The organism is Staphylococcus sp. GDY8P57P (assembly GCF_017892585.1).
Classification (GTDB): Bacteria; Bacillota; Bacilli; order Staphylococcales; family Staphylococcaceae; genus Staphylococcus; species Staphylococcus borealis.
The window spans coordinates 24,083-39,543 of record NZ_JAESLK010000005.1; the positions used below are offsets into that span (position 1 = coordinate 24,083).

The window sequence follows — 15,461 nt, forward strand, 5'->3', positions numbered from 1 at the left end:
TAAATCTTTTTAATTTTTTTAAATAACACTAAAGATGTTTTACTATAAAAATAAAGGATTGTAAACCTTAAAGGTCTTACAATCCGTTAGAAGATTATTTTTTTGAACTTTTCATGTTTTGATCCATGTTTTTATTCATCATTGTCATCATTTGATTGATTTTCTTTTGCGATGGTTTTTGACCCATTTGCATCATCATCATACGTAACATTTCTTCATTAATAGGTGGGTTTTTTTTCAGATAATCCATCATGTATTTACGTGCTAAAAAGAAACCACCAACTAGTCCACCGATAAGCGCTACAATGATTAATAAAATTGCTAACCACGTTGCCATTGTTTCACCCACTTTCTATATCCTACTGAATTTTACTAAATTACTATTCTATTTTCAAGAGCTAGTTAGTAAATCTATATCCAAATGTTATCATAACAAATACTTACTCAAATGTAAGTCTTATTTTTAAACTTACACATAAAAATTTAAAATCAATTATATATTTTTATAAATAAATGAAGCGGGACAAAATTCAATTTGAATTCATTGTCCCGCCCCTACAAAGATATATGACTAAGAAGGCATGTTCAAACGCTGTCTTAGATTAGTTAACTTCTAGGCATTAACTAATATTTCCACTATCTTTTTGTGCCAAGCTTTCATTTTTCCATCATTAAAGTGTACGAATTTGATTTAATACATTTTCTTTTGTGAAACCATATTTTTCGACAACTAAATCACCAGGGGCACTTGCACCAAACTGATCAATACCAATCACTTTACCTTCTGTTCCAACATATTTATGCCATCCTAGTGGTGATGCCATTTCAATTGCCACACGTTTAGTGATTTCTTTAGGAATTACAGATGCTTTATATTCATCTGATTGTTGTTCAAAAGCAAACCAGTTTGGCATTGATACTACACGTACACCTTTACCTTGTTTATCTAAATCTTTAGCCGCTTCAATAGCTAAGCTAACTTCTGAACCAGTTGCTAGTAACAAGTATTCAGGCTTAGTTTCTGTTTCAAAAACAACATAAGCACCTTTACGAACACCTTGTTCAACTGTATCTTCATCAACGTCTAAATATGGTAGATTTTGACGTGTAAGTACTAATGAAGTAGGTGTTTGTTCTGATTCTAGCGCAACTTCCCATGCTACTCTTGTTTCGTTTCCATCCGCGGGACGTATAACATTCATATTTGGAATAGATCTTAATCCAGCTAATTGTTCAATTGGTTCATGAGTAGGACCATCTTCACCTACTGCAATTGAATCATGTGTAAAGATAAATGTTGAATTTAATCCCATAATAGCTGATAAGCGTAACGCAGGTTTTAAGTAGTCACTAAATACAAAGAATGTTGCACCATATGGATGTAAACCGCCGTGTGCTGCCATACCATTTACAGCTGCACCCATTACGAATTCACGCACGCCAAACCATATATTTTTACCTTCAGGTGTATTTCTATCATAATCAGTTGCTTCTTTTACATTTGATTTATTTGAACCAGCTAAGTCAGCTGAGCCACCAAAGAATGAAGGCACAGATTTACTTAACGCTTGGATGATTTCTCCTGAATCAGCACGAGTTGCAGCATTATGATCGCTATCAAAGCGTGGTAATTCATCTCTATAATTTGTTGGTAATTTACCGCTAATAGCCAATTTAAATTCATCAGCTAATTCTGGATATTTATTTGAATACGTTTCTAATAATGCTTTCCATGCGTCTTCATGTTCATTTGCACGTTTTAGCATTGTAGTTTGGAAAATTTCATATACTTCTTCTGGAACGTTGAAACGTTTTTCTGGATCTAAACCATATGCTTCAAATGTTAATTTTCTTTCATCTGAACCTAGTGGTGCACCGTGAACGCCATTCGTTCCGCTAACATTAGGCGCACCATAACCAATAATTGTCTTAACTTCAATCATCGTTGGTCCATGTTGTGATTTAGCTTTCGTAATCGCTTGATCAATAGCATCAAGATCATTACCATCTTTAACTAAAATGTGATTCCAACCATAACTTTCGAAACGTTCTTTTACATCTTCTGAAAATGCTTTGTTTAATTCCCCGTCTAATGAGATATCATTTGAATCATATAATACGATTAATTTATCTAATTGGTTGTGACCTGCAAATGAAGCAGCTTCATGAGAAATACCTTCCATTAAGTCACCATCAGATGCTAGTACGTAAGTATAGTGATCAACAATATTGAAGTCATCTTTATTAAATTTACCAGCTAAATGATCTTCAGCTAATGCCATACCCACTGACATAGCAAAACCTTGTCCTAGAGGACCAGTAGTAACTTCAACACCATCAGTGTGTCTGAATTCAGGGTGTCCAGGTGTTTTAGAGCCCCATTGTCTAAATTGCTTTAATTCTTCTAATTCAAGACTACCTGAAACATGTAATAAGCTATATAATAGCGCAGAACCATGGCCTGCTGACAATACAAAGCGGTCTCTATTAAAATAGTCTTTAGATTGAGGGTTAAAATTTAAATGGCGTGTCCATAACGTGTATGCCATTGGTGCAGCGCCCATTGGTAACCCAGGGTGACCTGAATTAGCTTCTTCTATTGCATCGATACTTAAAGCTCTAATAGTATCTATCGCTAGTTGATCTTTCTCGTTAAACATCTCTAATACTTCCCTTCTATTTAAATCATATTTGTTATATTATAACTTAAAAATAGTGTAATTGATAATCGTTTAGTCTCAAAGAACCTTACTTTAAATTTACTACTTTTTATTTTGTGCTTGAATTTTTTTTAATTTTTCAGGCGTAACATCATTACCTTCTGGATCAATTACTTTTGTACTTTCAATTTGTTGTTTAAATCCTTTTCTAAATGCTTCTAAATATTTTTTACGTAATTTTGACTGTTCTTTAGCTTCAGCTTCCGTCAAGCCCTGCTCTTTTTTCTTTTTAGCTAGTTCATTAATTCTATCTATATTTAAATTATCTTGAGGCATCTTTATCACTCTTTCTATATTTTCCTATTTCATTCTCTTTTACTTCATAGAATATAACAAAAAAGAGGCCTAGGCAAAAGCTATAGACATTTCAATAGCTTCGATAGACCTCAAAATTGATACTTATCTGACAAAGGCGAACACTTTGTAGTCATTTTGTTCCCCATTCGTGTTATTTACGTTCTTATTATCATCTTTAATTATTGCCTGTTTAGAAATTGTATGATCAGTGATTTCGTACGTTTGTTCCGTTTGAGCGTTATGATATAAATTCATGAAAAATACTATAAAAACAACACAAGATATTGATACAACAGCTATATTCGTAATTAATTTATTTTTATATTTATTAAACATTACTTCCACCTCTAGAACATTTGTTTGTATACACACTTTAACAGAACATCTGTTCCTAGTCAACACAAAAACGAACAAATGTTTGTTCATTAAATAAATAAATGCTATACTATAGTTAAATAAAACTAGGGAGTGCCTATATATGAGAGAATTAACTAAACGTCAAAGCGAAATATATGATTATATTAAACATGTAGTACAAACGAAAGGATATCCACCTAGTGTTCGAGAAATCGGTGAAGCTGTTGGATTAGCGTCAAGTTCTACTGTCCACGGCCATTTATCGCGACTAGAAGAAAAAGGATATATTAAAAGAGACCCTACTAAACCAAGAGCAATTGAAATTGTTAGCGAACAAACGAATGATTCAGTTAACATGGAAGAAACAATTTACGTTCCTGTAATCGGTAAAGTTACTGCTGGTATTCCAATTACTGCAGTAGAAAATATTGAAGAATATTTTCCATTACCAGAGCATTTAACATCTACACACAATAGTGACATTTTCATTTTAAATGTTGTTGGTGAAAGTATGATTGAAGCTGGCATTTTAGACGGAGACAAAGTTATCGTTAGAAGTCAAACCATTGCTGAAAACGGAGACATTATTGTAGCTATGACTGAAGATGATGAGGCAACGGTTAAACGTTTCTATAAAGAGAAAACACGTTATAGATTACAACCTGAAAATAGTACAATGAGCCCAATTTATCTTGATAACGTAACCGTTATAGGTAAAGTGATTGGTTTATATAGAGAATTGTAGTTCTAAATTTTAAAATTTACGTTTACCTCTCTCTTATATATCGAAATAAATAAAGAACTAGCAAAGTTTACAATGTAGACTTTGCTAGTTCTTTTGCTTTTCATTTTCTTTTTTATTCAAAATTTCTTTAACTTTGTCTAGAATATCTAGTTTTTTCACATCTTTAGTTGTCATAATATCAACTTCCTTATCAACTAAAAGATACCCTAAATAAGTTGGTTTAAAACACTTACCCAGTATAATTTTCTGTCCAATATGGCTGACGCTCATCATTAAAATCAACGCCTACCCCTAGTGTTTTAAAATTTGAATTCAATATATTTTTTCTATGACCAAGTGAATTCATTAATCCTTCATGTGCAAATATACTATTTTGTTGACCGTAAGCTAAATTTTCACCTGCAGCGTTAAAGTCAATGTTATCAGCCTTTAATCTATCAAATGGGGATGCCCCATCTAAATTGTTATGATCAAAATAATTCTGTTTTACCATATCTTCACTATGCTTTCTCGCAGTATTAGACACATCTTGAGCATAACTTAATGTATTCAGTCCATGTTGTTTTCGCTCTGCATTAACTAAATCATAATTTTGATATTCAAAACTCTGTTCTAACGTTGAGGATGGTGCACCATAGTGTTGAGTCAATCTTTTTTCCATAGCATCACTAACTTGAAGTAATGCGGTAACACCATTGTCATTATGTTTATCATAAAAAACAGTTGTATAAATATTATCCTCATGGAAAACATCATATTCATCACTACTGATATCAATTCGATATCTGCCTTTAACCATTTCTTTTAACGGCTTACCAAGTCGTTCTTTTACGACATCTTTAGGTGTGTTATATTTCACTTTAGATTTAGAAGTAATGACATTCTGATTACTATACAATGCATTGACCTTATTATCAATATAGCTAACCATAACAAAGTTTTCGTAATCATTGTTGTAATAGGTATACCATTTCGTTCCATATTCGTTAGATGTTACTCTTTTAGGTTGACCTAATTGACGCTCAACTTTGTCTTTGGACATATTCATTTGAATATTATTGATTGCAAAGTCTTGATCTTTAGGTGTCTTTAGTGCATTGTTTTTAACACTTGAGTCTTGGTTCATTACTTGTTGAACTTTACTTCTTACGTCATTTTGAATATTTATTAGTATTTGATTTTCTTTTAATGGTATTAATAAAGTTACAAATAACAATACCAATGAAAGTAAAAAGAATTTTTTGATAATGTACACCTGCCACTCAAATTTTAATCTTTGTCCCCATTAAAAATTGAATTTCGTACGATAACATAATCTACAGTTGTTAATGATTTTAAATCTTTTCCACCTGCGTATGAAATTGAACTTTGTAAATCTTGTTGCATTTCAGTCAAAGTATCTTTTAATGACCCTTTGTGTTCAACAAACATTTTTTTGCCTTCTACATTCTTATGTTCGCCTTTTTGGAATTCAGATGCACTACCAAAATATTCTTTATAACGTTTACCGTCTAATTCAACTGTTTCACCTGGTGACTCTTCGTGAGCAGCAAATAAAGAACCAATCATCACCATACTCGCACCAAAACGAATTGATTTGGCTATATCACCATGTGTTCTTAAACCACCATCAGCAATAATAGGTTTACGTGCTGCTTTACTACAAATGTTTAAGGCTGCTAATTGCCAGCCACCAGTACCAAAACCAGTCTTAATCTTAGTAATACAAACTCTACCTGGCCCAATTCCAACTTTAGTGGCGTCAGCGCCTGCATTTTCAAGTTCTCGAACACCTTCTGGCGTACCTACATTCCCAGCAATTACAAATGATGAAGGAATATGCTTTTTAATATGCTTAATCATTTTAATAACTGAATCTGAGTGTCCATGAGCGATATCAATCGTAATATACTCAGGCGCCAATTGTTTGTCAGCTAAATCTTCAATAAATTTAAATTCATTTGCTTTAACACCTACTGATATAGAAGCAAATAAACCTTCTTTTTGCATATTTTGAATAAATGGAATACGAGCTTCTTCATCAAAGCGATGCATTATATAAAAGTAATCATTTTTGGCAAACCAATGCGCTAATTCTTCACTCATTACAGTCTGCATATTTGCAGGAACTACAGGTAACTTGAATGTTTTAGGTCCGAATTGGACAGTTGTATCACATTCAGAACGACTTTCAACGATACATTTATTTGGAATTAATTGAATATCCTCATAATCAAAAATTTTCATACTTTTTAGCCCCTATACAATCATATTTATTAAGTAAAAACGAACGTTTAGTATATCAAAACTAAAAATCATTCATTTTCTCACCCTTATATACTTTACAATGTTTTAATTGTCTTGTAAATGGACTAAGGTACTAGATTTGAATTTTACCAACTTGATTTTTTAACACCAGGAATTTGTCCTTTATGTGCATGTTCTCTAAATGCGATTCTAGACATTTCGAATTTTCTCATGACACCTCTTGGACGGCCTGTCACTTTACATCTACGAGTTAAACGTGTTGGAGAAGAATCACGTGGTAATTTACGTAATGCTTCATAATCTCCTTTTGCTTTTAATTCTTGACGTAATTCATAATATTGATTTACTAATTTTTCTCTTTTCATTTCTTTAGCAATTTTAGATTTTTTTGCCATTTGAGTCACTCCTATTTTTATAAATCATAATTATTACGTTTTATATAATAACATATGATTTTAAATTTACAAGACGAATAACTCAATTTAATAAATTAATTGCAAACATTCGTGATCATTAAAAAACGAGAAAACGTTTATTTTGAATGATCATGACTATTATAAATGGACAGTATTCTTACGATCATTATCATATCAATTATTACGTCAAATTAAGAAAGCAGCCTAATGAGAACCCTCATAAAACTGCCATATTATAAGTATTTGACTAATCGTAGAAAAGAGGCTGAGACAAAATAAAATGTCTCAGCCTCTATTATCATTTTGGCAATAGTTGATGATTTGAAATACGCTTAAACCAAGCTATTTCAAACCTAGTCAACCTAGCCTGGGGAGGACAATGAAATAAATTTGAGAAAATATTGTTTCTGCCCTACTTCCCATTGTTAACTTTATCTTTATTGTCGTATTTAAAAGATAAGATATTATTTAGTTTCACGGTGTAGCGTGTATTTATTTAATCTTGGGCAATATTTTTTCATTTCAATACGCTCAGGATTGTTACGTTTGTTTTTAGTAGTAATATAATTACGATCGCCACATTCTGTGCAAGCTAATGTTACATTAACGCGCATAATTAACATCCTTTCTTGTTTAACTAGGAATACTTACGATTTAAAATTTTACCATAATACAATGTTCAACGCAATTGAATTTTTTCAGTACTATTTAAAATTTTCGTAAGTTTCGTCGTTAGTACCTTCTAAATCAACATCATTGATATCGATTTCTAAGGCTTTGGCAACACCTTTACCATATTCTGGATCAGCTTTATAGCAATGACGGATATGTCTATGTTTAACATCTTCACTCACACCATCCATTGCATTTGCTGTGTTTGTAAAGATTCTTTCTTTCGCATCATCTGATTGTAAACGGAATAATTTACCTGGTTGTTCAAAGTAATTGTCATCGTCTTGTCTTTGATTATATTCGTAGCCATCACCGTCTACAGGGAATGCTGGTTTCTTATATTCAGGTTGTGATTGATACACACCTTTATTATTTGGATAGTAATGTGGGCCTCCACCTTGGTTACCATCAAGGAATCTCATTTGGCCATCACGACTAAATGGACACATGTTTTCAACACCAACACCTTTAGGTTGGTTTACAGGTATTTGCCAGTGGTTAACACCTAATCTATAACGTTGTGCATCACCGTATGAGAATAGTCGACCTTGTAACATTTTATCTGGTGAGAAGTCTAAACCAGGAATAATGTTTGTTGGTGCGAACGCTGCTTGTTCTACATCCATGAAATAGTTTTCAGGGTTTCTGTTAAGTTCAAATTCACCGACTTCAATTAATGGATAATCACCTTTGTACCATACTTTAGTTAAATCAAATGGATTATCTGGGTGATTTTTAGCTTGTTCCTCTGTCATGACTTGGATATACATTTTCCATTTAGGATAATCGCCGTTTTCGATTGCATCATATAAGTCACGTTGAGAAGATTCTCTGTCTTGACCTACAATTTCAGCCGCTTCATCATCAGTATAATTTTCGATACCTTGTTGCGTTCTGAAATGATATTTAACCCATACACGTTCACCTTCATCATTGTACATAGAATATGTGTGCGAACCGAAACCATGCATATGGCGGAAATCTTTTGGCATACCTCTATCAGACATTAAAATAGTAACTTGGTGTAACGCTTCAGGTAAACCAGTCCAGAAGTCCCAGTTATTTTGTGGACTTCTCATATTAGTACGTGGATCTCTTTTAACGGCACGGTTTAAACTCACAAATAATTTAGGATCTCTAAAGAAGAATACAGGTGTATTGTTACCTACTAAATCCCAGTTACCTTCTTCAGTGTAGAATTTTAGTGCAAATCCTCGGATATCCCTTTCTAAATCGGCAGCGCCACGTTCACCTGCTACTGTTGAGAAACGTGCAAACATTTCTGTTTGTTTCCCTACTTCTGAAAAGATTTTAGCATTTGTATATTTTGTAATATCATTTGTAACAGTAAAGGTACCAAATGCACCTGAACCTTTCGCGTGCATACGACGTTCAGGAATGACCTCACGATCAAAGTGAGACATTTGCTCTAAGAAATAAGCATCTTGCATTAATAGAGGACCTCGCGGACCAGCTGTCATACTGTTTTCTCTATCTGAAACTGGGTGCCCAAACAAACCAGTCAATCTTTTATCATCTTTCGCCATAGTTAATTCCCCTTTCACTTATTTATAATAATTATAATTTAGAATCTACTATTAATAAACCCATAAGTCCTATAATTGAAACATTTTCAATAATCTGTAAAAAGTCAGAAAATTTAAAATTTTTAAGCTAAATTGTTCAAAAGTTATTGAATACTCTCTTCAAAAGGATTAAAATGGTTTGTATATTTTAAATTTTAGAATTAGGAGTCATCATATGGAAGATAACAATATGAAACGTGGTCTTAACTCAAGACACATATCTATGATTGCTATAGGTGGCGCAATTGGTACAGGGCTTTTTGTAGCAACAGGTAGTGTTGTTGCTCAAGCGGGTCCTGGGGGCGCTATTTTAGCTTATTTATTAATCGGAGTAATGCTTTACTTTTTAATGTCATCAATCGGTGAACTAGCAACTTTTTACCCTGTTTCAGGATCATTCAGTTCTTACGCAACGCGATTTGTAGACCCTTCTCTTGGCTTCACTATGGGATGGTTATATTACATTATGTGGTCATTAGTATCTAGCGTAGATGTAATGGTAGCTTCAAATGTGCTTTATTATTGGGACGTATTCAAATTCTTTAGTCCACTTACTTGGAGCTTAATTTTTATAACTATTGTATTTTTATTAAATATTTTTACGGTTAAAGCCTTTGGAGAAACTGAATTTTGGTTATCACTCATAAAAGTTGTAACTATTATTATATTTATCATTGTTGGCTTCTTGATGATTTTCGGTATTTTAGGTGGTCACACGTATGGTTTTGAAAATTATACAAAAGGTGACGCCCCATTCGTAGGCGGTATATCTGGTTTCTTAGGCGTACTATTAGTAGCCGGCTTCTCAGTTGGTGGTACTGAAGTTGTAGCAGTAACTGCTGGTGAATCTGACAATCCACAAAAGACAATGCCTAAAGCTGTTAAACAAGTATTCTGGAGAATTTTATTATTCTACGTATTATCTATAGGTGTCATTGCGGCTATTATTCCATATACAGATCCATTATTATTAAATGAGAATGAATCCGTTTCACAAAGTCCTTTTACAATTGTATTTGATAGAATTGGTGTTGCATTTGCCGCTTCAGTTATCAATGCTGTTATTTTGACATCATTATTATCAGCGACAAATTCAGGTGTCTACACTACAAGTAGAATGTTATTCTCTTTAAGTGATGAGAAACAAGCACCTAAATTCTTAAGTAAATTAAATGATAAATCTAAACTACCATTACGTGCATTAGTAACAACATACATTTTAATTGTCGCAATTATCATTATTGCTAATTTCTATTCAAATGCTGTGTTTAGCTTATTAAATATAATAGGTTCATTGGTCATTATTGTATGGGCAGCTAGTTCGTGGGCTCAAGTTAGATTACGTAGGGCAATTAAACGCCAAGGTCAAGATATTAATGAACTATTACCTTACAAATCACCTTTATATCCACTAGGACCAATTTTAGTATTTGCAACTTTAATTTTCTTATATTTTGGTAATTCTATTGGAGATTTATTTGATGGTAATATAGGCAAATTCTTCGTTAATATTCTGCCAATCATTATCTTAGGGCTTATTTTCTTAGCTCATAAAATAATCAGAAAAACAAAATTTGTAAAATTAAATGATATGGATATTACACCACATCATTATCATAACGATTAATTAAATCATTGAGTGCGAGAAACTAAAAGTGGATTAACCGCTTTTTGTTTCTCGTATTTTTTATAGTTACAATATATTGATTATTTTCGAAAAATCAGTTATCTAGTATAATAATAGTAAAGATGATGACTTAGAGGTGAATAGCAAAATGGTTGGTCAAACAAACTTATTTGATGATGTCATTAAAAGTGAAGAACGTTTCGTTATCGTTGTACAATCTCTCGAGGAAAAAAATGGTCAATTGCTAAAACGTACTTTAAGAGAGTACCCTAGCCTTGAACATGACCAAATGGAGAATTTGTTTACGCATTTAAAGGATGTATTTAGTACAGAGCCATTTGGTGAAAATCAGTCTGCGTTTACTATTACAGTCTATACCAATTTAGATTATGCTGCGGACCAAGTTTATGCTTATGTTAAGCGCTATAAGGGTAAACATGAATGGACACATACTGCTAAATAAATATAAAAAGGCATGAGAATAAGCATGGCTTGTTCATCATAGTTTTAATGATGAACATACACCGCACTCATTTCTCATGCCTTATTTTGTACTATAAAAGTTCTTTCAATGCCTCTGGTATGCCATTAGAATCGTTATCTAACGTTATTTTATCCGCAATCGCTTTAAGTTCTTCATTGGCATTTCCCATTGCAATCGCACAACCAACGACTTCAAACATAGATTGATCATTCAAACTATCTCCAAAACAAATCACGTCAGATAATGATATATTCATTTTCTCACATAAAGCTTTTATCGCATTACCTTTAGAAACATCTTTAGCCATAAATTCTAAAAAGAATGGTTTACTTGTTGTCACGTCTATTTCCGAATTAAAACGTCCATGCAGGTCGTCACGTACTTTAGAGATATTCGAAGCATAATCAACACCCATTGCTTTAGGTACATCTTCTTTGATATATGCTTTAATATCTTCGACGCGCTTCATAGGTAGTCCCGTAAGTTCAGATTCAATATCTCTATATTCGTGATCACCATCATGAATGATGTATCCGTCTTGATAAGTCAATATTAAGAAATGGTGTTTACGACAAAAATCTGCAATAAGGTCAAAATTTTTCTTCGATACACTTTGACTCACTTCTACTTCTTCTGTAGACACTTTGATTGTTTTGCCACCATTGTAACTAATGATGTAACTATCATGTACATCTAATTGAAGTTCTTTAGCAATGGGCAACATACCTTCAGTAGGTCTTCCTGAAGCTAGAACTACTTTATACCCTTGGTTCTGAATATCTATTAAATAATCTTTTGTTTCTTGACTTACTTTATTTTCACTATTAATTAATGTATCGTCCATATCCATGACAACCATTTTATAATTATTCATATCTGAAGTGTACTCCTTTCGACAATTCACTCTTTTATATTTTACAATAAAATTTATGAAGGATACACAATTTCTTCTACAACACCTATTTCATTAATTGTAGCTAGTTCAGAATGACATGACGCAACTTGTTGTCTCAATGCTCTAACTAATTGCCCACTCTTCTCTTTACGACTCAATGTCAATATTGTAGGCCCTGCACCACTTATCACTGTCGCATAGGCATCGTATTGTTGAGCCAATGCTTTAACCTCTTTAAATTCAGGTATTAAATGCTGACGAAATGGCTCATGAAAGCCATCCTGAGACATCATTTTTCCAGCAAGTTCATAATTATGTTGAATTAATGCACATAGCATCGTGTTACTAATTGCACTACTTTGAACCGCACGCTTATGAGAAAATTGATCAGGTAATACATTACGAGAGTCCTCAGTCTTTAATTCATAAGGAGGTATAGTTAAAATGATATCAACGTTTGGTACATCAATATGTGCTACGTTCGTTTCATTAGTTTCGGGATTATAATAACCTGCTAACAAACCACCATATATTGTAGGTGCTACATTATCGGGGTGACCCTCAATTTCTGTTGCTAATTGAAGTAGTTCGTATTTAGATAATTGTATATTGCCAAAATAGTTAGCAATATATAATGCACCTACTAACGCTGATGCTGAAGATCCTAAGCCTCGTGCTAAAGGAATGTCACTTCTCATTGAAATACTTAAGCTAGGCAATTGAACATTATATTTTGATGCAACCTGTTGCGCTACTTTATAAACATAATTCTCCTTACTATTAGGAAGTGACGCTAATTCAGAATTCAGATACGTAAATTCCCAATTATCCCCTTCAATTCGTTCCACATAGAGATGCAAATATTTATCTATAGCCATACCTATTGAATCGAAACCAACGCCTAGATTAGCCGTAGACGCTGGTATCTTTAAGTGCAATTGTTCGCTCATTTTACAAAGCCCCTTTTATGTAATCAATAATACTTGATTTATCGTTAGGAAGCGGTTGAATCGGATTATCTAAAATCGAAATAGCAGTGTCAGGATCTTTTAATCCATTACCAGTTAAAATTGCCACTACTTTTTTACCTTTAGGTAGTCGACCTGCACGATGTAATTTAATTAATCCAGCAATTGAAGCATTACTAGCCGGCTCACTAAACACACCTTCTTTAGATGTCATTAATTGATAAGCTTCTAATATCTCTTCATCTGTAACACTATCAATTAATCCTTTAGACTCATCTAACGCTTTAGTAGCTTTAGTCCAACTCGCTGGATTACCAATTCGAATAGCTGTAGCAATTGTTTCAGGGTTTTTAATCACTTTATTTTGTACTATTGGTGAAGCACCTTCTGCTTGGAAACCAAATAATCGCGGTAATTGACTACCTTTTTTCTCATGATATTCTTTAAACCCTTTCCAGTAAGCAGTAATGTTACCAGCATTACCAACTGGAATTGCAAGTATGTCAGGTGCTTGTTCTAATTGCTCAACAATTTCAAATGCACCTGTCTTTTGTCCTTCAATACGATAAGGATTTACAGAATTAACTAGTTCAATCTCTTCGTCATTTTTAGCAATTTCCTTAACTATTTCCAACGCTTCATCAAAGTTTCCTTCAATTGAAACGATTTCAGCACCGTACATTACAGCTTGCGACAATTTACCAAGTGCAATCTTTCCTTCTGGAATAACCACAATTGCTTTTAGTCCAGCTCTTGCTGCATACGCAGCTGCGGAAGCTGAAGTGTTACCAGTAGATGCACAAATGACGACTTTCTTCCCTTGTTCTTTCGCTTTAGTAACAGCCATAACCATTCCTCTATCTTTGAAAGAACCTGTTGGATTTGCACCTTCATATTTTACATATAAATCAATATCTAACATGTCCGATAAATTGTCACAATGAATCAATGGTGTATGACCTTCATTTAAAGTTAACTTTGGTGTGTCGCTATTAACTGGTAAATATGCTTTAAACTCATCTACTAAACCTTGCCATCTTTTCATAAACATTAAACCCCTTCAACTGGATAAATTTTCTCGATATTAAAATCAGCTTTACTTAAAACGCTTTCCGGTGATTGATCTAAACCAACAATAACTACACCATAAGATTGATCATCACGCTGTTCAACCTGTAGTGATTTGTGGAATGGTAACGTTTCTTTCAATAATGATTCAAATTTTTCTTTTGATAAGTCACTTTTTAGAACGACATAATAATTTAACTTCTCTTGAATGGATACTACATCTTCCGTATCCATCAGTTCTCGTGTTGCATCCGTTTTCAGTTCAAAGTGTGGTGGTAATGTATGTGTATTTGATTCAAAGAATAATGCAACGTTTAATAAGTCACTTACAACGGCACTACCAGTAGCTAGGCTACCTGCGCCTTTCCCATAGAACATTGTGTCACCTACTGCATCTCCTACGACATAAATAGCATTATATTCATCTTCAACTGTAGCTAGTTGGTGGGATTTATGTATTAATGTTGGTTCAACTGATGCGTTCACTTTACTATTTTGATAAGTTCCCTTACCAATTAGTTTGATTTTATAGCCTAATTTATCAGCTACATTGATATCAGATAGCGTTGTTTGGCTGATACCTCGAACCTTAACATCATTTAATTTAATAACTTGGTTAAACGATAAATAAGACGTAATAACAACTTTGCGCGCTGCGTCAATGCCTTCTACATCATCAGTTGGGTCTGCTTCAGCAAATCCTAATCGTTGTGCTTCATCAAGTGCTTCTTCAAACGTTGTTTGTTCGCGCGTCATTTTAGAAAGAATGAAGTTAGAAGTACCATTGAGTATTCCCATAAACTTAGAAATATTATTCGCATTCAATCCATTATTAATTGCATTTACAATAGGAATACCGCCAGCAACACTCGCTTCAAACTTCAATGCAAGTCCTTTCTCTTCAGCTAAATCTTCTAATAATTTTAAATGTACTGCTAATAAATCTTTATTTGCAGTGATGACATGTTTCCCGCTCTTTAACGCATCTCTCAACCAATCTACAGTTGGCTCGATACCACCCATAACTTCAATGACAATATCAATGGAATCATCATTTAAAATTTCATTAACATCTTCAGTTAAATGATATCGGCTAATATTAATAGGTCTTTTCTTAGTTTTATCACGTACTAAAATATGTTTAATAACAATATCTTTGTTTAACGTATCAATGATTTGTTGTCGATTTTCTTCAATTATTTTAACTACGCCTGATCCAACTGTTCCTAGACCAAGTAAAGCAATATTTAATTCTTTCATATTTTTATCTTCCCCCATTTGTATAATTGAGAAATACAATTGTCTTGTTGAAATATACTTTGTTTTAGTATACTATTAAACCATATTAAATTGATAGG

General features: G+C 33.1%; 16 protein-coding genes. 3 read left to right on the top strand and 13 right to left on the bottom strand.

What is annotated here, in order from left to right:
* Nucleotides 1-94: 94 nt before the first annotated feature.
* The 4 genes from KA878_RS02145 to sosA form a co-directional block, all read right to left on the bottom strand.
* Entirely contained in the window at nucleotides 95-337 is a 243-nt protein-coding gene (locus KA878_RS02145; protein WP_011275855.1) for a YneF family protein, read from the bottom strand.
* A gap of 334 nt (nucleotides 338-671) precedes the next feature.
* Nucleotides 672-2,660 (bottom strand): transketolase, encoded by a 1,989-nt coding sequence (gene tkt, locus KA878_RS02150; RefSeq protein ID WP_193839380.1) that lies wholly within the window; start codon nucleotides 2,658-2,660, stop codon nucleotides 672-674.
* 102 nt (nucleotides 2,661-2,762) lie between these two features.
* The gene (locus KA878_RS02155; RefSeq protein ID WP_193839381.1) at nucleotides 2,763-2,996 is read right to left on the bottom strand and encodes a DUF896 domain-containing protein; all 234 of its coding nucleotides are present in this window, start codon (nucleotides 2,994-2,996) and stop codon (nucleotides 2,763-2,765) included.
* A 123-nt stretch (nucleotides 2,997-3,119) separates the two neighbouring features.
* Nucleotides 3,120-3,353 (bottom strand): DNA damage-induced cell division inhibitor SosA, encoded by a 234-nt coding sequence (sosA, locus tag KA878_RS02160; protein ID WP_193839382.1) that lies wholly within the window; start codon nucleotides 3,351-3,353, stop codon nucleotides 3,120-3,122.
* Nucleotides 3,354-3,495: 142 nt separating this feature from the next.
* Between sosA and lexA the strand changes: the two genes are divergently transcribed.
* Nucleotides 3,496-4,119, top strand: coding sequence for a transcriptional repressor LexA (lexA, locus tag KA878_RS02165; protein ID WP_053029396.1), 624 nt, complete (start codon nucleotides 3,496-3,498; stop codon nucleotides 4,117-4,119).
* Between the two features lie 229 nt (nucleotides 4,120-4,348).
* Here the strand turns inward: lexA and KA878_RS02170 are convergent, their stop codons facing one another.
* The 5 genes from KA878_RS02170 to KA878_RS02190 form a co-directional block, all read right to left on the bottom strand.
* Nucleotides 4,349-5,374: a CAP domain-containing protein gene (locus KA878_RS02170; protein ID WP_193839383.1), complete on the bottom strand. Its 1,026-nt coding sequence runs from the start codon at nucleotides 5,372-5,374 to the stop codon at nucleotides 4,349-4,351.
* A gap of 14 nt (nucleotides 5,375-5,388) precedes the next feature.
* On the bottom strand, nucleotides 5,389-6,366 hold the full coding sequence (gene guaC / locus KA878_RS02175) for a GMP reductase (RefSeq protein ID WP_193839384.1): 978 nt from the start codon (nucleotides 6,364-6,366) through the stop codon (nucleotides 5,389-5,391).
* Nucleotides 6,367-6,512: 146 nt separating this feature from the next.
* Complete coding sequence (gene rpsN / locus KA878_RS02180) at nucleotides 6,513-6,782, bottom strand: 30S ribosomal protein S14 (RefSeq protein WP_070855571.1); 270 nt, start codon at nucleotides 6,780-6,782, stop codon at nucleotides 6,513-6,515.
* A gap of 485 nt (nucleotides 6,783-7,267) precedes the next feature.
* Nucleotides 7,268-7,417, bottom strand: a complete 150-nt coding sequence (gene rpmG / locus KA878_RS02185; protein WP_001265708.1) for a 50S ribosomal protein L33 — start codon at nucleotides 7,415-7,417, stop codon at nucleotides 7,268-7,270.
* A 90-nt stretch (nucleotides 7,418-7,507) separates the two neighbouring features.
* Complete coding sequence (locus tag KA878_RS02190; RefSeq protein ID WP_053029391.1) at nucleotides 7,508-9,022, bottom strand: catalase; 1,515 nt, start codon at nucleotides 9,020-9,022, stop codon at nucleotides 7,508-7,510.
* A 214-nt stretch (nucleotides 9,023-9,236) separates the two neighbouring features.
* On the opposite strand from KA878_RS02190, the gene KA878_RS02195 reads away from it, so the two are divergent.
* Both KA878_RS02195 and KA878_RS02200 read left to right on the top strand, forming a co-directional pair.
* Complete coding sequence (locus KA878_RS02195) at nucleotides 9,237-10,688, top strand: amino acid permease (protein WP_193839385.1); 1,452 nt, start codon at nucleotides 9,237-9,239, stop codon at nucleotides 10,686-10,688.
* A gap of 148 nt (nucleotides 10,689-10,836) precedes the next feature.
* A complete protein-coding gene (locus KA878_RS02200) occupies nucleotides 10,837-11,151 on the top strand; it encodes a hypothetical protein (RefSeq protein ID WP_053029389.1) in 315 nt (104 codons plus the stop codon).
* A 91-nt stretch (nucleotides 11,152-11,242) separates the two neighbouring features.
* On the opposite strand, the gene KA878_RS02205 is transcribed toward KA878_RS02200, so the two are convergent.
* The 4 genes from KA878_RS02205 to KA878_RS02220 are packed head-to-tail and all read right to left on the bottom strand — an operon-like array spanning nucleotide 11,243 to nucleotide 15,363.
* The gene (locus tag KA878_RS02205; RefSeq protein WP_075108752.1) at nucleotides 11,243-12,046 is read right to left on the bottom strand and encodes a Cof-type HAD-IIB family hydrolase; all 804 of its coding nucleotides are present in this window, start codon (nucleotides 12,044-12,046) and stop codon (nucleotides 11,243-11,245) included.
* Between the two features lie 53 nt (nucleotides 12,047-12,099).
* Complete coding sequence (gene thrB, locus KA878_RS02210; protein ID WP_193839386.1) at nucleotides 12,100-13,017, bottom strand: homoserine kinase; 918 nt, start codon at nucleotides 13,015-13,017, stop codon at nucleotides 12,100-12,102.
* Between the two features lies 1 nt (nucleotide 13,018).
* On the bottom strand, nucleotides 13,019-14,080 hold the full coding sequence (gene thrC, locus KA878_RS02215; protein WP_193839387.1) for a threonine synthase: 1,062 nt from the start codon (nucleotides 14,078-14,080) through the stop codon (nucleotides 13,019-13,021).
* Nucleotides 14,081-14,085: 5 nt separating this feature from the next.
* The gene (locus tag KA878_RS02220) at nucleotides 14,086-15,363 is read right to left on the bottom strand and encodes a homoserine dehydrogenase (RefSeq protein ID WP_193839388.1); all 1,278 of its coding nucleotides are present in this window, start codon (nucleotides 15,361-15,363) and stop codon (nucleotides 14,086-14,088) included.
* Nucleotides 15,364-15,461 lie beyond the last annotated feature (98 nt).